This is a genomic window from Lysinibacillus sp. FSL K6-0232 (genome assembly GCF_038008325.1).
Taxonomy (GTDB): Bacteria; Bacillota; Bacilli; order Bacillales_A; family Planococcaceae; genus Lysinibacillus.
Map to the genome: position 1 here is coordinate 1,755,791 of NZ_JBBOYW010000001.1, position 21,797 is coordinate 1,777,587.

Consider the following 21,797-nt stretch of genomic DNA (forward strand, 5'->3'; position numbering starts at 1 on the left):
TAATAGGCTATAAAAACAAGTGAAGGTTCACTTGATTAATCATGAAAGGGTGGGAAATAGAGATGAAGGTAGATTTAACTGGAAAGGTTGTATTGGTGACAGGTGGCAGTAAGGGAATCGGCAAAGGGCTTTCAACGGTTTTTGCTAAGCAAGGCGCACATGTCGTTATTGCGGCAAGAGGTCTTGATGCGGCTAATGAGCTAGTCACGGCATTAAAGGCTGATGGCTATTCGGCATCCGCCATCGCCGTGGATGTAGAAAGCTATGAATCTGTTGATCAGATGGCACGTGAAATAGCTGCTACCCATGGCGGTATTGATATTGTTTGTGCCAATGCGGGTATTTTTCCTTCTGTGAAGCTAGAGGAAATGACGACAGCCGATTGGGATCATGTGCTCAATGTGAACGCAAGAGGGACTATGTTTACTGTGAAGGCTTGTCTTCCTTATTTAAAGGAAGCAGCGTATGGCAGGGTCATCATTACTTCGTCGATTACAGGACCTGTAACAGGCTATGCAGGCTGGACACATTATGCAGCAAGTAAGGCAGCACAATTAGGCTTTATGCGTACAGCAGCGCTGGAATTAGCCCCCTATAAAATTACGGTGAATGCGGTTATGCCAGGCAATATTGCCACAGAAGGCTTGGATGGTCTTGGGGAGGATTATCTTCAAAAAATGGCAAAGGCTATTCCATTCGGCGGGCTTGGCAGTGTAGAGGATATTGCTTATGCGGCTTTATTTTTAAGCAGTAAGGAAGCAAGCTTTATTACAGGGCAATCCATTATTATTGACGGTGGACAAACATTGCCAGAGGACTCAGAGGCATTTTAACTTGCTGGATAAGGAGGAATAGAGATGAATCATTTAGGTGCATTAGGCATGATTGAAACAAAGGGGCTGGTAGGCTCGATTGAGGCAGCAGATGCCATGGTAAAGGCAGCAAATGTGCATTTGGTTGGGAAAGTACATGTGGGTGGTGGCATTGTAACCGTGCTAGTACGTGGTGATGTGGGCGCTGTCAAGGCTGCAACAGATGCTGGTGCTGCGGCAGCACAGCGAGTAGGCGAGTTGCTATCTGTGCATGTCATTCCGCGTCCTCATGCAGAATTAGAAGCCATTTTACCTGTACAATCGTGAAGGTGAGGTGGCTTTATGAATCCACAAATAATCGAGCAACTCGTTAATGAGGCGCTTGCCGAAGTACTAACGACCAATCAGCCAACACCACCTTCCACAAATGCTATTCCAATTGCTGTTTCGGCAAGGCATATTCATTTAAAGCAGGAGCATGTGGAGCATCTTTTCGGCAAGGGTGCAGCATTAACCGTTCAAAAAATGCTCTCCCAGCCTGGACAATTTGCAGCACAGGAAACGCTTATGATTGTTGGCCCTAAAGGCAGCATTGCCAATGTGCGCGTCTTGGGACCTGCACGAGCATTCACACAGGTAGAAATTAGCCATACAGATGCAATTGCATTAGGCATTCATCCACCAATAAGGGAATCAGGCAATATTGCAGGCTCTGCTAGCTGTACATTAGTTGGACCAAAGGGTAGCTTATTTTTGCATGAGGGTGTCATTATTGCACAGGCTCATATTCATATGTCACCACAGGACGCCAAGCATTTAGCTGTACAGGATGGGGAATATGTGGCAATCCAAGTGTCAGGTGTTCGTCCAATAACCTTTCAGCAAGTTAAAATTCGTGTAGCTGAGCATTATCAATTAGAAATGCATATTGATACAGATGAAGCGAATGCAGGCTTAATAAAGCAAGGGGCAATCGGCTCTATTTTCACAGCTTGTCAGCAGATTGCTTCAAGCGCTAGCCCACAAACGATGACTGTAGAGCTTACGCAAAAAATTATTACTGAGCAGGATATTGCACAGTATCAGGGCAGCACAATCATTGTCCCACAGGCAGCTATTTTTACCGCGCTTGCAAGGGAAACAATAGCGAACTTAGGCATTGAAATACAGTATAAAAAGGATGATTAAGCATGCGTATAGGGACAGTTGTTGGGAATATATGGGCTACTCGTAAGGAGGAGGGGCTACAGGGTCTAAAGCTACTTATTATTCAGCCTAAAAAAATAGATGGTCAGCTTGCTGATGAGCAAATTGTTGCAGCAGACCGTATTGGTGCAGGGGTTGGCGATGATGTGATTTTAACGATGGGCAGTGCAGCCGTTCGCAGCTTTTCTAAGGAAGTGATTTGCCCAATTGATGCCATTGTTGTTGGTATTATTGATAGGTCAGACGAATAGTGGGGTGAAAAAATGAAAGAAGCCATTGGGATGATTGAAACATTTGGCATGATTGGCTCCATTGAAGCGGCAGACGCTATGCTAAAGGCTGCTGATGTCCAGCTAGTGAGGCATGAGCTTGTAGATGGAGGCATTGTCACAATTATCGTTGCTGGTGATGTAGGAGCGGTGCAGGCGGCCGTGGAGGCAGGAAAAGCGACCGCGGAGCGTATTGGAAAGGTGCTTGGTGCACATGTAATTCCGCGCGCAGCAGATGATATTCACAGCATTATTCTTGAACAAAAGCCTGCTGCTAAGCCAGCCACAAAAGCATCCAAGCCAGCCGTGCGTAAAGCACAGTCGAAGGATGCTACGGATAGCGCAGCAGATCAATGATGAAGTGAAAGGAGTGATTGACAATGGGCTTTAAGCGTCCTAAAATTGCGATTATTGGTGCTGGGCATACTGGTACAACCGTTGCGCTGATGGCTGCACAGCAGGAGCTAGGCGATATTGTGCTTGTAGATATACCAGAGCTTGAAAATCCAACAAAGGGAAAGGCATTGGATTTATTACAAACGGCTCCTATTCAACAATTTAATGTGCAGATTACGGGCACGGCGGACTATACTGAAATCGCTCATGCTGATATTGTCGTGATTACAGCAGGAATAGCGCGCAAGCCGGGCATGAGCAGGGAGGATTTAATTAGCACCAATGCGGCGATTATTAGCACCGTTAGTCAGCAGATTCGGCAATATGCACCAAATAGCTATGCCATTGTCCTAAGTAATCCTGTCGATGCAATGACTTATGTTTGCCTGCAAGCAACAGGCTTTCCGAAAAACCGTGTGATGGGGCAATCAGGTATTTTGGACACAGCTCGCTTTAATACCTTTATTGCGGAGGCACTCAATATAGCTGTTGAAGATGTTTCTAGCTTTGTATTAGGGGGACATGGTGATGAAATGGTGCCGCTTGTCCGTTATACGTATGTTGGTGGCATTCCTTTAGAAAAATTAATGCCCCCTGCACAAATCGAGCAATTGGTAGAGCGCACACGTAAAGGTGGCGGTGAAATTGTGGAGCTTTTAGGAAATGGCAGTGCCTATTATGCACCTGCTGCATCCATTATTGTAATGCTAGAAGCTTTATTAAAGGATAAAAAACGAATTTTACCTGCTATTGCGTATTTACAAGGCGAATATCAAGTACAGAATGCCTGTATCGGTGTACCAGTTGTGCTTGGTGGCAATGGCATTGAAAGTGTGGTGGAGCTGCACTTAAATGCAGAGGAGCAGGAGGTCTTTGCCAACTCAGTGCAAGCTGTTTATCAAACAATTGACTATGTAAAATAGACATTGTGTATGTAGCTTGATCATATCCCCTTTAAATAGACAAACTGTATTAAAGGGGATTTTTGTATGCCAATTGAAGCAGCCTTTCTTCAGATTTTATTATTTTTAGTGCTGTACATACTAGTAGTTTATTATATTTTTAAATATATCTTTAATATTGATAATAAAGTCATCATAAAGTGATACGTTAAACGTGAGGACAGCCTCTGCTTTTTCCCTCTCTGTTATCTCCTCCCAATCAGGAATAACGGTATAAACATTATCTAGGTCGTAGCTCCCGTTTGGCTTCAGGATGTCATGGTTATAGACTACTCTATTTTTTTCGTCTACCATCTAAATATTTATCAAATAATACCGCTCAATTAGTAATGACTCGATTATGCTTAAGTATTGGACGTGGTGACATCAACATTGTTTCACCGTCAATGATTTTATAGCGAGGTTCTCTATTGCCCAATACTTTTTATGGGTGCTTACAGTGTAGCTATTTTATTGATAGGGGGCAGTCCAAGCTTCCCTATTCCTAGAACTGTTTTTCGAAGGATATGGATGGAAGTTTCACGTGATCATGAACGAAAATAGCCTATTCCTCATAAAATAGAGAAGAATGATTGAAAAGGGTGAGGGGCTATGTTAGTCAGGAGTAAAGAAAAAGAAGAGCATCGTCAGGACATTGACCGTTGGGAAAATGATGGTGGAAGAAGCTTTTATGTATCATTCAAAAAATAATGAAACCAATTTTTATGTTGTCCGTATAAATAGATAAGTTTATTGAAAAAGGAGCACTATTATATTTTGAACCATTGAACAAAGCAATTATTATTTGTGATTTACCTCATTGTTATTGCGGATGCCTATTATACAACCTTGTATATTGAGCCCAAAACGCCACCGCAGCATCAGACCGTTAAAGCGTCTGTGATCACATTGATTGAAATTCGGTAGCAAGCCATATCAAAAGAAGCGGACAATCCGTCAGCAAGCTAATTTCCTGCAATTTCTACAGCAACGATTCTCTCAAAGGCATTTGACTGTATATCACGTTATACAAAAATTAGCTTTACGCCACGAAATTTTACGTTGCTAAGCTGTAAAATAGGATTGGGGGGCACAATCACCCACAATCCTATTTATGTTGTTGAAAAAACGATTTTGAAAGGAGAGGTTTTATGCAAAGAGAGCGACTTAAACAAAGAATAATAAGAGAACCAGCTAAATTTATTTCCTATTTAAAGAAGCTAATTAGCGAGAATAGATTTGACGATGGGGAAGCGTTAGCCTTAGCATTGCTTATCATAAAAAATGGACCTGAAAGTTTATCGGATCAACAATGGTCTATCTTTTTAGAGAACGGTATTTTACGTGATAAGTACGTAGATCATTGTGAAAGATGTGCTGAACAAATTCCTTGGTCAAATATGTACAGTGCTATATTTATCAATAGAGATCATCTTTGCGCTAACTGTAGCTATTTTGAAAATAAAGTTACCTTCTATAATGATTTGTGAGGACTTATCAAGTGTCCCAATAAAAAAGATTGAAGCATTTAGCCTCAATCTTTCATATGTGTGCCTAGCTTGTAAAATAGCCCTAAGGCTACACGAATATACTTCGTTTATAAGGGGTTTTTCCATCTAAATCATTTGACATTTGGATAAATCATTGTTGCTGGGTCTACATATTCATTGAACTGCTCTTCTGTTAACAGACCGCTTGCAATTGCTGCCTCTTTTAATGTTGTGCCTTCCTGATGTGCTTTTTTCGCAATTTTAGCGGCATTTTCATAGCCAATATACGGATTTAATGCCGTAACGAGCATTAATGAGTTTTGTAAATTATGGTCAAGCACCTCTTTATTTGGTTCAATACCTACTGCACAGTGATCATTAAATGATTTCATTGTGTCAGCAAGTAGGCGAGTTGATTGTAGGAAGTTATAAATAATGACTGGCTTAAAGACGTTCAGCTCAAAGTTACCCTGAGAAGCGGCGAAGGCAATCGTTGCGTCATTGCCAACTACTTGCGTGACAACCATTGTCATTGCTTCACTTTGCGTAGGGTTGACCTTCCCTGGCATAATGGATGAGCCTGGCTCGTTTTCTGGAATCGTAATTTCACCAATACCTGAACGAGGGCCACTTGCTAGCCAGCGTACATCGTTGGCAATTTTCATTAAATCGGCTGCTAATGCCTTTAATGCGCCATGTGCCACAACTGCTTCATCATGGCTTGTTAAAGCATGGAATTTATTTGCTGCCGATGTAAAGTGCTTGCCTGTTAGCTCACTAATTTCTGCTGCTACACGATCACCAAATTCAGGGTGTGCATTAATGCCCGTACCAACCGCTGTTCCGCCAATTGCAAGCTCCTTCATATAATCAATATTTTGAATAATCATCTGCTCCGATTTCGCTAGCATGGCAGCCCAGCCGCTAATTTCCTGACCTAATGTTAGGGGCGTCGCATCCTGTAAATGTGTACGACCAATTTTAATAATATCTTTAAATTGTACTGCCTTCTCTTCTAATGTAGCTTTTAATAGACGTAGTCGAGGTAATAAATAATCCTCTACTTTTAAGACAGCCGCAATATGCAAGGCTGTTGGGAAGGTATCATTTGAGCTTTGTGATTGATTAACATCGTCATTTGGATGAATGCGATCAGCCTCACCAGCATCCTGTAAAAGCTGATTTGCGCGGTGTGCAATGACCTCATTGACATTCATATTTGTTTGTGTGCCACTACCTGTTTGCCAAACAACAAGTGGGAATTGGTCGTCCCATTGTCCATTTAAAATTTCATCGGCAGCCTGTACGATGGCATTTGCTTTAATAGCAGAAAGCTTACCTAGCTTGTTGTTCGCAATCGCAGCACTTTTCTTTAAGATCGTCATTGCTTGTACAAGCTCAATTGGCATTTGCTCTGTCCCGATTTGGAAATTTTCCTTACTGCGCTGTGTTTGTGCGCCCCAAATTTTATTGGCAGGTACTTTGATTTCACCCATCGTGTCTTTTTCAATACGATAATCCATGTTCAACCAGCTCCTTTAGTATGTATGTTTCCCCAGATATACAGATAAAAAACGGATACTCTTAGTCTGACATAAGAATATCCGCCTCATACGTGCTTATTCAAAAAAGAGGGGGATTTTGAATAAAGCAATTTGGAGAAAAGAAATAATCTACTGATAATGATAATTGTTATCAATTAAAAAGTCAACGGTTTTGCTTAAAGAAATTTTATAATGAGAATAATTCGCAAAGATGATTATTTAATGCCCGAAATTTGAAGGAATAAACATATGTTATCTCTTTTTCTTGCCTAATTCTTTAAGCGGCTGTTTTTTAGGAATTTTTTCGAACACTATCTTTACATGAAAATTATTGTCATCGACTTGAAGTACCTCCAACACCTTTGCCTTACGTCCTTTAATGCGAATAGCCTCCTCCACAGCAGGTAGTGTTATGAGCAATTGACTTAAAACAGCCGTTTTATTTTCATAAAAATGTGTCACAAACATCACGATTCTCCTTCTGACTTTTAATTGTTACTCAATTTATGAGCGGAAGATAATAGTTAGAACTTTTGAGATGGTGGAAGACGGTGAATATAGATGAACCACGTTCAGTCCGCTTACAAAAATGTTAGAGGTGATCGTACAGTGAGGAAATACACCTGGAAAATATCAATTTTGGATTTATTTTTAAAATATTAAAATTATTATCTTTCGCTATATGTAGTAGAAGACAATTAAGTAATCTAAATGTAAAATGAAAGAGAAATTAAAATGTGGATTTAAAATAAGCTTCAATAATGTACATTTTTTGTTTAGTAATCGGGTCAGTTTATGAAACAACGCAACAGAACCATATTACCCTTATTTTTAGGGGTTTCTGATAAATACTAGCTCCCGATTCACTAAATCATCTTCTCCATTAAGATGTGGTACTATTATTTTGCAATAAACAACAAGGTGGGCAACCAATGAACAAAACAGACCGATTATTTGCCATCGTGCTGGAGCTGCAACGTAAAGAAGTTGTACGAGCCGAAGATTTGTCAGCCCTATTTGAAACTAGTGTGCGGACCATTTATCGTGACATGGAGGCGCTGAGTGAAGCGGGCGTGCCGATCATAGGAGCACCTGGTACAGGATATTCCCTGATGGAAGGTTATTTCCTGCCACCGATCAGTTTCACGGTACCGGAAGCCGTGAGCTTGCTGATTGGAACAGACTTTATTGAACAACGATTTGATGATGATTATCGCGTCAAGGCGCAAGACGCTCGCAGCAAACTCGAGATCATTCTACCGGAAAACGTTCGCAATGAAACATCTCGTGTACGCAACGCTATGCGCTTGCTCAATTCCGATAAACAGGCCATGCCGTCAAAAGAAAAGGAATATCTAGAAAAGATCCGTCAGGCGATATTAGACAAGCGAAAGATTGGCTTTCAATATGTAAAAGGACTTGCGGATTCTGAGGGGAATCGCCATAGTGTTCGTACTGTTGCGCCCTATGGATTGGTGCTCGTTCAAGGCTCGTGGATGCTCGTGGCCTATTGTGATCTGCGCGGAGACATTCGCCATTTCCGATTATCCAGAATGACGGAACTTATCGATCTGGAAGAACGATTTAAAATACCGGCACACTTTAACTTTAGAGATTATACTCCTGCGGATGATCGGCACTTACTGGTTCGTCTCCGATTTAATCTTGAGATCGCAGATAAGGTGAAGGAATCTAACTATTATTACATAGAGGATATGGTAGAGCATCAAGATGGATTGGATGTGTTCATACGCGTTCGTCAACTGGACGAAGTGTTGCAATGGGTGCTTGGCTGGGGAGCGGGTGTGATAGTGTTGGAGCCTGAATCGTTTCGAAATCGAATTCGTGAGGAAGCCAAAAAAATGTTAAAACGCTACTGACATACCGTTGTCAGTAGCGTTATTTTATAATCTGGGTAAGTAAGCCTAAAGGAGTGAGAGAAATGCGAAGTAGTATATCTTACATTGGTTGGAGAGATGATAAGATACGAAATTGTATCGTTTATTTAGAATGAAATCGTTCAAAAGACAAAATGCCAATATAGCACACAATAAATATTTAAGGAGATGGAATACATGGCTACACCTCAACTCGACTTTTTATCAATTCAGGTAAGGAAGCTTGAAAAATCACGTGAATTTTATCAGAATACTCTTGGTTTTGAAATTGAAAATGAAAATCCAGAAGCCTATATCTTTAAAAATGAAAAGGGCGCTTCTTTTGCCATTAGAAAACCTTTGGTTGATTTGGACAAAGCAGGCAAACTTGGATGGGGAGTCGCACTTTGGTTTTCCGTTCTTGACGTGGAAAAACGATATGATGAAGTGCGTGGTAAAAAAGTGAAGATTGTTAAGGGTTTAGCAGATAGTCCCTTTGGTAAGGTGTTTACAGTAGAAGATCCTGATGGATATTATATTACTCTTCACGGATAAATCCTCATTAGTTTGTACAAAGATAAAAATGTTTTGCCATTAAAGGGCGCGATTGTGGACAACGAAAAAAGTTTAATTTCTCAGTTTTAATGCTGAGAAATTGGGCTTTTTTTATTTACTTATAGTGCAAAAAATCATTAAAATAGATGCAAATTAGCTTCTAAAGTGACACTAAAAGGAACTCTAAGTGATCATAATAATGAGGCAACCCTCTCAAAAAGATAGAGGCAACATTTTTATCAAAGATAATCAATAAACAAAGCCCTGCTAAATAAAGTCTATATGGAAATCACTTAATCATTCAGGAGAAAGGAGGTCAACATTCACTTAGTTTATAAAAAAATCAAAAATATGACATGATTTTACATATGGTAACTGCAACTTTCGACATATTTTTTATTTATTTCTCAGGAAATATTTCATAGGTTTTGAGGGTGGAAATTGGAGAGGGTGCTTTTGTTTCAGCGCTGTTAAAGTTCGTTATAATAAAAGAAAGGAGGCAGTGTTATGTATTTAAAATCATGTAAGGTATTGCAGCATACAATTCCAACGAAAGGGGTTTATCCATTTAACATTCCGAGCCTACAGCATTTAGAGGAGCTGGAGTTCCCGACAAATGTTACATTCTTTGTAGGGGAAAATGGTTCAGGGAAATCAACATTGCTTGAGGCGATTGCAGATCGCTGCGATTTTAATACAGCGGGTGGTGGTCGTCAAAATTTATACGAAGTACATAAGGCAGAGGCTTCACTGGGGGAATATATTCGTCTATCATGGATGCCGAAAATTTCAAATGGCTTTTTCCTACGCTCAGAAACCTTTTATCAATTTGCCAGTCATATTGATTCGTTAGAGCATCCAAATAAATATGCCGCTTTTGGAGGGAAATCATTGCACCATCAGTCGCATGGAGAATCATTTTTATCGTTATTTATGAATCGCTTTAGAGGCAAGGCGATCTATTTATTAGATGAGCCTGAGGCGGCATTGTCCCCTACAAGACAGCTTAGCCTGCTGAAAATTATGAAAGACTTGGAGCATGAGGCACAATTTATTATTGCCACACATTCACCCATTTTACTTGGCTATCCGAATGCGACGATTTATAGTTTTGATAATGGCGAAATTGAAGCAATTCGCTATGAGGAAACGATTCATTATATCGTTACGAAGCGCTTTTTAGATGCACCTGACAGTATTTTACGCGAGTTATTTGATGAGGAGAGGGAATTATGAATCAACGAAAAGGCTTAGTTATGCGCGATATTCGATTAGATGAAATGGCACAATCCATTGATTTGCTCAATTATGTCTTTCAAATGTCGATGTCCATTCATAAGGATCGTCGCTTTGTTAATGCGAAAAGCAGGCAATTTAATGAGGGGCATGCAATCGGCTGGTTTGATGGCTCACAGCTTGTATCCCAAATTTTAAGCCTACCCTTTGAGGTCAATGTCCATGGAAAAATTTATGAAATGGGTGGGATTACAGCGGTAGGCACGTACCCAGAGTATTCGGGTCATGGCTTAATGGAGGGCTTAATTATTGAGAGCTTGCAGCGGATGCGTGCAGAGGGGCAATATATATCTTATTTATTTCCATACTCAATTCCCTATTATCGTAAAAAGGGCTGGGAAATTATGAGCGATATTGTGGAATTTCAGGTGAAGGATACACAGCTACCACATTATGCAGGTCTTTCTGGAAAAATTCGACGTGTCAACCCAAGGCATGAGGATGTTGTAGCAATTTATGCGCGCTATGCCAAAAAAACACATGGTGTCATGGTGCGAAATAGTATTGCTTGGAATGAAAAATTTCAGGAGGATTTCTGGGAGGAAAAATTTATTGATAGTGATGTCAATCTTCAAGCAGCGGTTTACTATGATGAAGAGGACACACCGCAGGGCTATTTGTTTTATCGTATTATGGAGGAAAATTATTATATTGATGAAATCGTTTATTTGCAGGAGGAGGCACGGAAAGGTTTATGGAATTTTGTGTCTGCACATAGCTCGATGATTTACAATGTTTACGGCAAAACGACGGGCAATGAAGCGGTGGCATTTTTATTAGAGGATAGTGAAATTATTCAAAAGGTTTCGCCTTATTTTATGGCGAGAATTGTCGATGTTAAAGAGTTTTTATTGCGCTATCCATTTAGCGACCATGATTTTCAGCTACAGCTTGCTGTGAATGACCGCGTTATTGCATGGAATAATGGCACGTTTATTGTGAAGATGAAGGATGGCAAGCTAGCGGTTCAAAAGGTAAGTGAGGCACTAGGCAATGATGCCGTCCATTTAACGGTGCAAACACTTGCTACAATGCTACTAGGCTATAAACGACCAAGCTATTTAGAAAAAATCGAACGCTTACAGGGGCGTGCCGAGGATATTGTGCTGTTAGAGGCAGTGCTACCTGTAGGTATTCCAACGTTTATTGATTATTTTTAAACAGTGTTGATGCCCAAGCCTTCTTTAATAGCTGAACTCCTTTGCTAATGTCTATATGTTATCTTACTAAACCCTAGTTGTAGCATTGGCTCTGTATGTGGCTGATGGTGGAAAAATGGGCTTGTTGGATATACCTTGACACCATGGCGCTATGCTTGTCCAATTATTTTTCTTGCTTATCATGGGGAGGAGGCTGTGGGCTTTGCATAGCTCTATCCAACCCTTTCCGCCGTAGCCATGAAAAAAGCCTTTGTCTTAAATGATTTATTTGTTGCACCACATGCAAGACAGCAAGGAGTCGCACAAGCTTTAATGGAGCAATACTATGGCTATTGTCAGCAGGAGAATGCGCTCCATGATGCTAGATAATAGATAGGCATAAAAGCTCTATAGCAAGCTTGGCATGACCAATGATCAAAGCGTTTATTATTATAATATTTATTGGTGAAATTACAGCAGCACTACTCTGCTAACACTTCAATGGTAAAGCTCCCCGGTGCTTGGACATAAAATGTATAGCCATGGGATTCAATAGGGGTATTCACCTTATAGCCATCATTTTTTAAGCGCTTATTGATAGCATCCACCTTTGCCCTACTGTCCTGTGGGAAACCAATATGAAAGGTAGCTGGGTATTGCACATCTTTTCCTTTCATTAATGTTAAAACAAATTGTTGGTCATCCAACATAGCGGCAAAGCTTTTGCCACGGCTGCCAACGCATATCATATCAAAATAGGTTTCTAAAAATTGACGTGTGGCATCCACATCATTGACTGTTAAATTTAAGTGATTTAATTTCATCGTGCACCTCTGTTTGGAATAGTATTGGGGGGAGTGCCTTATTAGCTTAGGTATGGCACATCCAGCCTGCGAAAAGACCTGAAGTGAAAAAGCGAGTAATATGGTGAAAGCCTGCTTCACGCAATAATTGTTCGATTTGCTGATCTGTTATAAAGGAAATATTCAGAATGACCTTGCCCATATCCGCCACTTTCTCAGGACGATAGCCAACATTTAAAAAGAAGCTTTGCCATATTTTAATGCGATCTTGCAGCTCCTCACTATCTCGCTGTCCATAGGCACTCACAAGGACAAAGGGCTTACCGGGCTTTAATTGCCTATGAATAGTTTGCAGCAACGCTAATTTTTCCTGCCACTGTTCAATAAAGTGCAGCACTAAAATACAGCTAGCCGCATCAAACTTGCTCGTTGCTGCTGGCAACTGCTCAATAGTACCTTGAATAAGCTGCACACGGCTCTCTAAGCCAAGCTGTGTCGCCTTATAAGAAGCGATTTGCAGCATTTCCTCTGATGGATCAACCCCAGTAAAGGACCAGTTGGGATTAGACTGCCCCCATGCGGTAAGCTCATTGCCACCGCCAGCGCCTATAATAAGCAGCGAAGCCTGTTGCTCCCCTAATTGCGCGCGCAAATATGCCTCTGTCATTGTAAATAATGTATCATACCCTGGCACGGAAATGCGTGTATTTTTCTCATATGCCTGTGATTTATTGACAAGCTGTGTTGTATCCTGAATCATGAATATTGCCTCCAATACATATATTATAGACCCTTAATGTCCGTAATTGAGTATACAGAAAAATAACGAAAATCACAAAGTAAAAACACTATAATAGTATGGATAAATGTATTGTCAAACATATAGTATTTAATCTTAAAGATACATAATTTAATGATTATCATTTATGCTTATCGTAACGAAGAAATAGGAGGGACAATGATGGTGAGTGCCATTCTACAAGTTCTATTATTTGCAGTTATACCATTTATTTGGTGGTTTTTTACTGCAAGAAATAAAGAGCCCTTTCAGGCATAGCTAGGTTTTCGCAAGCCGATTATCAGGCATAAAGGAACGTATATGACTTTCTTACTGCTATCCAAGGCTCTTTTAGTTGTATCTATGAATATTTTTATCTTTTTCTATATTGACGATTCCTTATTAGCAGCCAATCAATTTGCTGGTCTTGGTGTCGCTGCAATTTTACCAGCTCTGCTTTATGCAGTAGTTCAAACAGGTTTATCAGAGGAGCTTTTTTTCCGTGGCTTTTTGTTAAAAAGATTAGCGCAGTCGTTTGGGGTTCAGATGGGCAATATCATGCAAAGCCTTCTTTTCGGCTGTATCCATGGTGCACTATTATGGTTAGCGCTGCCTGCCCTTGCTGTGCTTCTAGTGATACTGCTAACAGCACTAGCTGGCTATATAATGGGCTGGCTAAATAAGCGACTATCAGGCGGCTCTATTTTGACAAGCTCATAGCATGGCAAATTTTTTAGCGACTAGTATGGCCATGTTTTAACGCCTAGAATGCATTTGCAATTCTTGGTGGGCACTTGCATAATGGAAGGGAGCTTAGTGATGCTGAGAAACTAGAAAGCAGGGGGTCTTATGAGTAAGCTTACACTGTTTACGTTAGCAATGGCTGTCTATTATATTGTTGTTGTTGTGCTTGTTAGTAAGTTCGTTCTTATTCCTATTATGAAGGTAATGCTCTTTATTTTCTTTTTAGGAGCAGGCTTTCTATTTGCACGAAAGATGCGTAAAAAATTACAGTAGGAGGCATTATGCGAATTGTTCGGTTAACATTATTTTATTTAGCGATTATGCTATTAGGGGTAGGGCTAGCAATGGCAGGTGTACATTTGTCCATTGCACTTGGGCTATTTGTGGTGATTGCGCTTGCAGTCATCTATCGCCATATACATATTGTCTTTCGCACCAATAATATGAAGCTGGTGGATCAATTGGTGAAGCGTCGTCACAAGGAGCCTATTTTTGGAGGGCTTTATGCTATGGCCTATGGCACAAAGGAGGAGCAGCTTCACGCATTGAATGTCATTATCCAGCATTATAAACAGCCAGCCATTAAGTATAACTATCAATTTGTTAAGGCAATTCTGGAGGAAAATTTGAGTGCGGCAAAGGTCGCTGCACAGCAAATTCAAAAAGAGCCGTTATCGAGCTATGCTTATTGCTATATTGCGGCGCTGGAGGGCAGAACGGCTGATATGCGTAGTGATAAGCTGACACAGCCATGGATGCAGCCAGCGATTGAGGCGATCTATGCCTATACGTTAAAGGATCAGGCAATGTTTCGTCGCTTTGCGGATGCTAGCATTGGGCAAGCTCGTGGCATCCAAAAATATAGCTTAATCCATAATTTTCAGCAAATGGAGCAAGCGCTTAAAGCATAGAGATTTATACAAATGTCAGGAACCTTGTGTAAGCAAAGTTCTTGGCATTTTTTTGTCTAGTTTTCAATAACTATGGCTCCCTTAATTGTTGTTATTTTACATGGTAATTTTATAGAAAATGGTTGTTTTTTCTTAATTTTGGTAGTAATATGGAATCTGTTGCTGTTAATTTTTCTAAAATTTGGAGGGTACAATGAAGCCTACAAAAGAAAGTGTTTTATTACTAAACAGATTTCCTTATTGGATTTATGCATCTGCTGGCTATCCTTTCGACAATGTGGATGTCATTATTCTTCAGGAAAAAGGGGTTCCACTAGATTTTCCTAAGGATCGTTATAAGGTAGCACTGGAATGTGATCTGTCAAATGAGGAAGAGCTAAATGATACGATTAAACATTTGCATGCTACATATGCATTTACAAGAGTTATCAATAATACCGAGCGCTATATGTACACTGCTGCAAGAATAAGAGAGCTTTGCAACATTTCTCAGGGTTTAAACGTGGAGGAAACGCGAAGATTTAGAGATAAAATGTATATGAAAAATATTTTACGAGCAAAAAATATAAAGGTTCCTGAGGCTAAGCTATTGAAAAGTCGATTAGAGGCTATCGAATTTTTTCAGCAATATGGAAAATCGATTATTAAGCCGATAGATGGCACTGGTACAAAGAACACCTATGAGATTGCAAGCGTTCACGATATAGAGAGCATACAAGAGCCGATTTTTAATGATAACTTCGAAATAGAGGCATTTATTTTTGGGGATATGTATCATTGCGATGCCATTATTGAAAATGGCAATATTCGAATGTGTTCTGTCAGTAAATATTTGAATTCTACTTTGAACTTTCATACGGATGGCTACTTAGGGTCTGTCATGATTGATCAGGGAGAGCTACAAGAGCGCTTACAGCAATTTAATAAAGAGGTTATTCATGCTTTGGCATATGAAAACGGGGTTACTCATTTAGAGGCTTTTGTTCAGCCAGATGGACAAATTGTTTTTTGCGAAATTGCAGCACGTCCAGGCGGCGGTGGAATTATTCCCTCCATCGACAATGTATATGGAGTAGATATAGCGGAATGCTCTATTCGATTACAGTTAGGTGAGCCTTTACAGCTACCTCCCAAAAAGGATATTTTATCAGGCTTCCTTATTATCCATCAAAAGGAGGGGGTTGTGGCGGAGATTAGTGCTGAAGCTGAATTTGATGATGATTGGATTACCTATAAAAATATCCATGCTAAAGAGGGAGAACGGTTAACTGCTGCTAATAGTTCAATTTCCTCCATCGCTGACTTTACGATTATTGGCGATACACAGGAAGCATTAACGAATAGAATGGTAGCTATACGCAATAGATTTAGATTGTCGGTAGATGCAGTAGGGAGTAAGCACTTATGAACAATATTTTAGTATTAGGAGATATTTTAAGCATTAAAAAATATCTGAATTTTAAAGAGCATCAATACTTTGTTATTACTTCAGAGGAGGAGCTGGCAGAGGCTCCAGCAGAACTAAAGGAAATCATTGATTTTTATAGTGTCTATACGCCAGCAGGCTTTGATGTTGCATGTTTTGAAAATAATATTGCGGAAATTCTGGCAATCGTGGATCGTATCCTTGCAAAAGAAGGCACCATTGACTATGTTGTGACGACTTACGAGCATACCGTGTTACCAGCCGCCATTATTAGAAGTAAATATCATATTAATGGTTTAACGGAAGATAAAGCTTATGTGCTACGCAATAAAATGACTATGAAGCATTTACTAGAGGAAGGGGGATTAGCTACGCCAAAATATAGCGAGCTATCTCCTGAAAATTATCAGAGCATTATTCAATCCTACTTAAGCACTTGCGCCAAGGCTGTTATTAAACCAATGAATCAAGCGGGCAGTCAAGGAGTGCTTATTGCGAATAATTATGAGGATTTAGTAGTACATACAGAAAATTTATTTCATTCTGAAGAGAAGGTGATGATTGAGGAGTTTATTGATTCTCCTATTATCAATATCGATGGCATTGTTCAGCACGGGGAGATGAAATTTTTATCTGTTGCTAAAAAGCTTGGAAATTGTTATAGCTTTGTTGAGCATAAGGAGAACCTAGCGACCATTTTACCAAATGATGCTGCTTTATATGAGCAAGCCGAGGCGTATGTCAAAGCAATTTTAGCGATTTTAGAGATAAATTCATTAGTGTTCCATTTGGAAGCTTTTGATTCACATGATGGGTTTATATTTTTAGAAATGGCAGGCAGGTATCCGGGGGGCAGTATTACAGAATTGATCGAGCGTGTTCACCATTTTGATGTTGTAAAAGAAAGTTATGACTTTGATTGTCAAAAAGCGCTTGCCAAAAGAGCCTTAGCTGCTCCAGCTAAAGTATCTGCAATGCTGCTAGTACCTTTACCTGAAAAAAGGGATATAACAATACGTAGTATAGAAGGGCTAAACGCATTGCCTAATAATATTATAGGTTCCAGTATAGTAGGACCGGGGGAGAAAGTAACCTATCACGTGCTACATCCCTTTGCATATCTTGCTAAATTTTATATTGAGGATGAAAGCATGGAGGGTGTAATCGCCACAATCAATATTATTACGAAGGAAGTCAGCTATCATTATGATTTCATGTAGGAGGGGTTCATGTTGAGGGATGTAAAGTTTTGTTGGTTTGCTCCAACTTCAGGAGATTTTGAATATGTTTGTTCAGCAACACCATCTGAAGAAGCAAGTATTAGCAGTATTATTAACATTGCAAAGGATGCAGAAGCAATGGGTTTTGATGATATTTTAATTCCAATAGACCCACGCTGTATGGACTCCATTATAACTGCATCCTTTATTTTACAAAATACGAGTAAAATAAATACGGTTATCGCCTATCGCCCCGGTATTACAACGCCTCAAGTATTAGGAACAATGTTAAAAACATTGGATAATAATACGAATCGGGTAAAGCTAAATTTAGTGCAAGGTACTGTCAATGATGCATTGGCACAAGGGTATCCCGCAGATAGCTTGGCGTTTTTGCAAAATAGAATGTATAGCTTTGCAAAAAGCTTCACGGAGTTACTGCATGCGAATGGATTCCATAATTACGAAGATGAGCATTATATTTACAAAAATGCGTCTATCAATCCTATCCATCAGTCCTTTGAGCTCCCTTTATTCGTAAGTGGTGGGGAATTTGCCATGCGTTTAGCAGGCGAATTTTTTGATTACTATATGACCTTTGGCGATAGCGTAGACAATATAAAAGCGTATATTGAAGCGGCTAAAAGCTATGCTCGTGTGCACCATCAGCGCACGATTAAAGTGGGGATGGGTGTGAATATCGTTGCTAGGGCAACTACTGAGGAAGCTTTAAACGATTGCCACAAGATGATTTTACATGCATCCGATGAAAGCTTACAGCAAACGAGAGCCTACTATCGTCAGCATTTAGCATTAGGAAATCGAAAATTTGAGGATTTAGCAAGCAATGATTTTATGATTGACCGCAATGTTTGGGCAGGCCTAGCACAAGTAAGAACAGGCCCTGTAGCAACCATTTATGGGTCCTATGAAGAGGTAGCCAATAAAATAGCAGACTATATCGACATTGGCGTCGAATATTTTAGCTTAACAGGCTATCCTTATCGGAAAGAAGTAGAAAATGTTGGGAAGGTTATTCATTTACTAAAAAAAGAGCTTGCAAACGTTTAAATAAAGGAGATGAGTTAGATGGGGAAGGAATTTCTTCCAGTATTTGATGAATGGGCAATAACATATGATCGCACTGTTCAGGGTGGGGAGAATGAGTATTCTGCGTTTTTTGAAAATTATGAGGAAATACTGACAGCCGTTGCAGAAAAGGCACAAGATGGTGTTTTAGAATTTGGGGTTGGAACAGGAAATTTAACGATAAAATTGCTAGATAGAGGGTTAACCGTTATCGGAGTTGATCCATCGCCAGCTATGAGAGCACAAGCTAGCAAGAAGCTTTCTCAAGCAGTGATAGTAGATGGAGATTTTGATCGGTATGAAGAGCCCATTATAAAAATTAATAGCATTGTGAGTACATATGCCTTTCATCATTTAACAGCAGAAAGTAAAAAAATAGCACTTGCTAAATTTAAGCATACGCTCTCGCCTGATGGCAATATTGTCTTTGCGGATGTGTTATTTGAAAATGAGGCAGCCTATCAACAAGCAATAAACGATGCACAAGAGCAGCAGCATTTGAATGTTGTTAGGGATTTAACAGAGGAATATTATGAAACACTTGCCAGCATGACAAGTATTTTCGAGGACAGTGGATTTAAAGCTACGTTTACCCAAAAAAATCAATACGTTTGGCTACTAGAAGCTGTTCATGCTTGAAAAAATAAACAAGGTGGATATCGTTAATTGATTAGTTTAATAAAAAATAGCAATTTAAGAAATATAGTGATGGCTAATTTATTTTCCAGTGTTGGAAGAGGGATGACACTTATAGGAATCGCTTGGTATGCGGTGTCCAAAAATGATATGGCTAGTCCACTAGGTATTATTATGTTAATTTCTACGTTTTTGATGTTAGTGCTAGGACCAAACGTGGGCATTATTATAGACAGATTTCCGAGAAAAAACATTTTAGTGCTTGAAAATATTATCGGCTCATTCGTATTTTTAGTGTTTGCTATTATGGATATACTTTCGGGCACTTCTTATATATTATTAACGATTATGTATATTTCATCGATGACATTATCGCAAATACATTTTCCTTCACAGTCCGCATTAGTGCAAGAAATTTTTAGCGCGCATGAATACCAAAAGGTGAATAGTACACTAGAAGTACAAATACAAGTAACGCAAATGCTGGCAGGGGCTTTGGCTGGTATTTTATTAACCAACTATGATTTGAATATTGTATTATTTATAACGGCTTTTACATATTTGATTGCGGTTATTTTCTCTATGCAAATTCAATCAACGAAGAAAACAGGGGCAAGTAGGGAAGGCGGCAGGAAAAAGGAGCATAACAATTGGTGGGTTGATTTATCGACAGGCTTTAACTATTTAATGCAACATAAGCTATTATTCTTTTTTGGTGTATCCTCTTTTATGCCCTTTATTATGTTAATGGTTAGTAATTATTTAGCGCCTGTCTATATAAAAATAGGCTTACAGGAAAATGTTAGTGTTTTTTCTACTGCTGAATTTACGTATGCCATTGGGGCCTTTCTATCTGGAATGCTTATGATGTATATTGCTAGCAAGATTACGCCTGTCAATTTTCTTATTATAAATACAGCACTCTTTGCTATCGTAATGATAGGAATGATTATGACATCCAATAAATGGAGCTTTATTGCTTTTTATGGCTATCTTGGCTGGACTGTTGCCACTACTCGACTTTTAAGTCAAACGATTTTTATGAAAACAGTCCCACAGGAGCTTATGGGCAGGGTGATTACCTCTATTGATATGATTGCGCTTGTTATTCGCGTAATCTTTATAGCCATCTTTACACTTTCTTTGGATACTATCGGAGCTAGAATGGGCTATGTGTATTTGTTGATATTGGTGTTATTTAGCCTGCTATGCTTTTATCAAACAAGAACAATTGAGCAGAAAAACTAAAAATAGAGGATTAGACGTATGAAGGTGTTATACTGTCATACGTCTTTTTTATCCAATAAAAGCCCGCGCACAATACCTATGCTCAAGATGCCGCATAGTAGCACTAAAAATAGATAGGCATGCCACTGCTGTAAAATACGGTCACGACCAAGGGCGATGGTGAGGTCATTGAAAAGAGAGTAGGTAAAGTATAGTAAAATACTATTTTTTATTAGACAAAATGTGATAATGCCGTTTTGTCGCTGCTTATGTGAAAGCGGTGACTTGTTGCGACGCAGCACAGGATAAGCTGCTTTTAGCTCTAAATAGTGCAACAGTAAAAAAAGCATAAGGGCAACAAAGGGTAAATAAAAAATAGCTATTTTAGGACCAAGCTGGGCATGGTCACTTGTAAAGCTTTGTAAAACAGGGATTGTGGCAGGAAGCTTATGATATTGGATGAGTGTTGCTGTAATACCAGCGAAAAAAATAATAACTACGATGATTGTGAGCTGGTGACAAAAGCGTGGTGTAGGTGTTTTTTGTTGGTGCTGCATCTATGTCCCTCATTTCCATCCTCATTCAAAATAGCAATCTGTTATACTGTATCATAGAATGACCGCTTTTGGATGAGAGAAAGAAGGATAGCATGGAATACTTATTATTTTTAGTCATTGGCATTATTGGCAATATTATTGGTACATTGGTGGGAGGCGGTGGCTTAATTACGCTACCAACAATGCTGCTGATGGGTGTGCCTGTTCATTCGGCAATTGGTGCAAACAAGGTGTCCAATATGGTCAGTGCTTTCTCAAGCTTTTATACGATTTATCGTAGAAAAGAACTGGTGTGGGCAGAAATGCGGGCGGTTTTACTAGTGTCTTTAATTGGCGGTACTTGTGGTGGGCTTGTTGCCTCATTGATGAGCAGTCAGGCATTAACGCTAACTGCTATTCTGTTATTAGGCTTTGCCCTTGTAATATCCTTTATGGGGGGAGCGGATTTTGGGAATCAAGAGCGCTTTGTGATGAATCGGAAAAATGGCTCAATTTTGCTTGGCGTAGGGATTTATGACGGGATGTTTGGCCCTGGCAGTACCACGCTGGCACTTTATACATATGCACATGAAAAGATTGCTTATATAAAAGCAGTAGGGCTATCACGTATTGGCGTCTTTGCAATGTGCGCAGGGGCAGCCATTACCTATATCGCGACGGGCAAAATTGAATGGTCGCTCACATTGACTTTAATGCTCGGCTCGGTGATTGGCGCACAAATTGGCATTGTCTTAGCACGAAAGGTCAAAGCCAATCAAGTGAAGCTCTTGCTACGCATTGTGACGGTTGTCCTCATTGTGCAGCTTGTCTATGACTTTATCCATCAATTATAAAAGCTGGCTTCACTACAATTGAGGAAGTCAGCCTGCTGTGCCATTATT

28 protein-coding genes are annotated in these 21,797 nt (G+C 39.7%); 22 read left to right on the forward strand and 6 right to left on the reverse strand.

Annotation, left to right across the window (positions count from 1 at the left end):
- The first annotated feature begins 62 nt into the window (after positions 1–62).
- From fabG to mdh, 6 genes are read left to right on the forward strand one after another with little or no spacing between them, the layout of a single operon-like run.
- Positions 63–833 (forward strand): 3-oxoacyl-ACP reductase FabG, encoded by a 771-nt coding sequence (gene fabG, locus MHB42_RS08500; RefSeq protein ID WP_340805499.1) that lies wholly within the window; start codon positions 63–65, stop codon positions 831–833.
- Positions 834–857: 24 nt separating this feature from the next.
- A complete protein-coding gene (locus tag MHB42_RS08505; protein WP_340805500.1) occupies positions 858–1,139 on the forward strand; it encodes a BMC domain-containing protein in 282 nt (93 codons plus the stop codon).
- 15 nt (positions 1,140–1,154) lie between these two features.
- A complete protein-coding gene (pduL, locus tag MHB42_RS08510; RefSeq protein WP_402895095.1) occupies positions 1,155–2,000 on the forward strand; it encodes a phosphate propanoyltransferase in 846 nt (281 codons plus the stop codon).
- Between the two features lie 2 nt (positions 2,001–2,002).
- The gene (locus tag MHB42_RS08515; RefSeq protein WP_340805501.1) at positions 2,003–2,269 is read left to right on the forward strand and encodes a EutN/CcmL family microcompartment protein; all 267 of its coding nucleotides are present in this window, start codon (positions 2,003–2,005) and stop codon (positions 2,267–2,269) included.
- 12 nt (positions 2,270–2,281) lie between these two features.
- Positions 2,282–2,644 (forward strand): BMC domain-containing protein, encoded by a 363-nt coding sequence (locus tag MHB42_RS08520; RefSeq protein ID WP_340805502.1) that lies wholly within the window; start codon positions 2,282–2,284, stop codon positions 2,642–2,644.
- 23 nt (positions 2,645–2,667) lie between these two features.
- Positions 2,668–3,606, forward strand: coding sequence for a malate dehydrogenase (gene mdh, locus MHB42_RS08525; protein WP_340805503.1), 939 nt, complete (start codon positions 2,668–2,670; stop codon positions 3,604–3,606).
- 120 nt (positions 3,607–3,726) lie between these two features.
- Here the strand turns inward: mdh and MHB42_RS08530 are convergent, their stop codons facing one another.
- Positions 3,727–3,939 (reverse strand): hypothetical protein, encoded by a 213-nt coding sequence (locus MHB42_RS08530; RefSeq protein WP_340805504.1) that lies wholly within the window; start codon positions 3,937–3,939, stop codon positions 3,727–3,729.
- A gap of 836 nt (positions 3,940–4,775) precedes the next feature.
- Here MHB42_RS08530 and MHB42_RS08535 point away from each other — a divergent pair.
- Complete coding sequence (locus tag MHB42_RS08535; RefSeq protein WP_340805505.1) at positions 4,776–5,114, forward strand: hypothetical protein; 339 nt, start codon at positions 4,776–4,778, stop codon at positions 5,112–5,114.
- A gap of 131 nt (positions 5,115–5,245) precedes the next feature.
- On the opposite strand, the gene fumC is transcribed toward MHB42_RS08535, so the two are convergent.
- Positions 5,246–6,637 carry a class II fumarate hydratase gene (fumC, locus tag MHB42_RS08540; RefSeq protein WP_340805506.1) on the reverse strand — a complete coding sequence of 464 codons (1,392 nt, stop codon included), beginning with the start codon at positions 6,635–6,637 and terminating at the stop codon, positions 5,246–5,248.
- 273 nt (positions 6,638–6,910) lie between these two features.
- Complete coding sequence (locus MHB42_RS08545) at positions 6,911–7,126, reverse strand: hypothetical protein (protein WP_340805507.1); 216 nt, start codon at positions 7,124–7,126, stop codon at positions 6,911–6,913.
- A 464-nt stretch (positions 7,127–7,590) separates the two neighbouring features.
- Between MHB42_RS08545 and MHB42_RS08550 the strand changes: the two genes are divergently transcribed.
- From MHB42_RS08550 to MHB42_RS20670, 5 genes are all read left to right on the forward strand, one after another.
- Entirely contained in the window at positions 7,591–8,538 is a 948-nt protein-coding gene (locus tag MHB42_RS08550) for a helix-turn-helix transcriptional regulator (RefSeq protein ID WP_340805508.1), read from the forward strand.
- A gap of 195 nt (positions 8,539–8,733) precedes the next feature.
- On the forward strand, positions 8,734–9,090 hold the full coding sequence (locus MHB42_RS08555; protein WP_340805509.1) for a VOC family protein: 357 nt from the start codon (positions 8,734–8,736) through the stop codon (positions 9,088–9,090).
- A gap of 507 nt (positions 9,091–9,597) precedes the next feature.
- Positions 9,598–10,326, forward strand: a complete 729-nt coding sequence (locus tag MHB42_RS08560) for an AAA family ATPase (RefSeq protein WP_340805510.1) — start codon at positions 9,598–9,600, stop codon at positions 10,324–10,326.
- A complete protein-coding gene (locus MHB42_RS08565) occupies positions 10,323–11,546 on the forward strand; it encodes a GNAT family N-acetyltransferase (protein WP_340805511.1) in 1,224 nt (407 codons plus the stop codon). The genes MHB42_RS08560 and MHB42_RS08565 overlap by 4 nt, the downstream gene beginning before the upstream one ends.
- Before the next feature lie 237 nt (positions 11,547–11,783).
- Complete coding sequence (locus MHB42_RS20670) at positions 11,784–11,915, forward strand: GNAT family N-acetyltransferase (protein ID WP_445299976.1); 132 nt, start codon at positions 11,784–11,786, stop codon at positions 11,913–11,915.
- A 92-nt stretch (positions 11,916–12,007) separates the two neighbouring features.
- Here the strand turns inward: MHB42_RS20670 and MHB42_RS08575 are convergent, their stop codons facing one another.
- Positions 12,008–12,349: a VOC family protein gene (locus MHB42_RS08575; protein ID WP_340805512.1), complete on the reverse strand. Its 342-nt coding sequence runs from the start codon at positions 12,347–12,349 to the stop codon at positions 12,008–12,010.
- Positions 12,350–12,395: 46 nt separating this feature from the next.
- Complete coding sequence (locus MHB42_RS08580; RefSeq protein ID WP_340805513.1) at positions 12,396–13,088, reverse strand: class I SAM-dependent methyltransferase; 693 nt, start codon at positions 13,086–13,088, stop codon at positions 12,396–12,398.
- Positions 13,089–13,241: 153 nt separating this feature from the next.
- On the opposite strand from MHB42_RS08580, the gene MHB42_RS08585 reads away from it, so the two are divergent.
- The 9 genes from MHB42_RS08585 (at position 13,242) to MHB42_RS08625 (ending at position 20,380) form a co-directional block, all read left to right on the forward strand.
- Positions 13,242–13,385, forward strand: a complete 144-nt coding sequence (locus MHB42_RS08585) for a hypothetical protein (protein ID WP_340805514.1) — start codon at positions 13,242–13,244, stop codon at positions 13,383–13,385.
- Between the two features lie 84 nt (positions 13,386–13,469).
- Complete coding sequence (locus MHB42_RS08590) at positions 13,470–13,826, forward strand: CPBP family intramembrane glutamic endopeptidase (protein ID WP_340805515.1); 357 nt, start codon at positions 13,470–13,472, stop codon at positions 13,824–13,826.
- A gap of 129 nt (positions 13,827–13,955) precedes the next feature.
- Positions 13,956–14,123: a hypothetical protein gene (locus MHB42_RS08595; RefSeq protein WP_340805516.1), complete on the forward strand. Its 168-nt coding sequence runs from the start codon at positions 13,956–13,958 to the stop codon at positions 14,121–14,123.
- A gap of 8 nt (positions 14,124–14,131) precedes the next feature.
- Positions 14,132–14,761 carry a hypothetical protein gene (locus MHB42_RS08600; protein ID WP_340805517.1) on the forward strand — a complete coding sequence of 210 codons (630 nt, stop codon included), beginning with the start codon at positions 14,132–14,134 and terminating at the stop codon, positions 14,759–14,761.
- Between the two features lie 193 nt (positions 14,762–14,954).
- Positions 14,955–16,169: an ATP-grasp domain-containing protein gene (locus MHB42_RS08605; protein WP_340805518.1), complete on the forward strand. Its 1,215-nt coding sequence runs from the start codon at positions 14,955–14,957 to the stop codon at positions 16,167–16,169.
- Positions 16,166–17,407, forward strand: a complete 1,242-nt coding sequence (locus MHB42_RS08610; RefSeq protein ID WP_340805519.1) for an ATP-grasp domain-containing protein — start codon at positions 16,166–16,168, stop codon at positions 17,405–17,407. The genes MHB42_RS08605 and MHB42_RS08610 overlap by 4 nt, the downstream gene beginning before the upstream one ends.
- Before the next feature lie 9 nt (positions 17,408–17,416).
- Positions 17,417–18,478, forward strand: coding sequence for an LLM class flavin-dependent oxidoreductase (locus tag MHB42_RS08615; RefSeq protein ID WP_340805520.1), 1,062 nt, complete (start codon positions 17,417–17,419; stop codon positions 18,476–18,478).
- A gap of 18 nt (positions 18,479–18,496) precedes the next feature.
- Positions 18,497–19,135 (forward strand): class I SAM-dependent methyltransferase, encoded by a 639-nt coding sequence (locus MHB42_RS08620; protein ID WP_340805521.1) that lies wholly within the window; start codon positions 18,497–18,499, stop codon positions 19,133–19,135.
- A gap of 27 nt (positions 19,136–19,162) precedes the next feature.
- Positions 19,163–20,380: an MFS transporter gene (locus tag MHB42_RS08625; protein ID WP_340805522.1), complete on the forward strand. Its 1,218-nt coding sequence runs from the start codon at positions 19,163–19,165 to the stop codon at positions 20,378–20,380.
- 35 nt (positions 20,381–20,415) lie between these two features.
- Here MHB42_RS08625 and MHB42_RS08630 read toward each other — a convergent pair whose 3' ends face one another.
- On the reverse strand, positions 20,416–20,916 hold the full coding sequence (locus tag MHB42_RS08630; protein WP_340805523.1) for a DUF1648 domain-containing protein: 501 nt from the start codon (positions 20,914–20,916) through the stop codon (positions 20,416–20,418).
- A 92-nt stretch (positions 20,917–21,008) separates the two neighbouring features.
- Here MHB42_RS08630 and MHB42_RS08635 point away from each other — a divergent pair, with 92 nt between their 5' ends.
- Complete coding sequence (locus tag MHB42_RS08635; RefSeq protein ID WP_340805524.1) at positions 21,009–21,749, forward strand: sulfite exporter TauE/SafE family protein; 741 nt, start codon at positions 21,009–21,011, stop codon at positions 21,747–21,749.
- Positions 21,750–21,797: the final 48 nt, after the last annotated feature.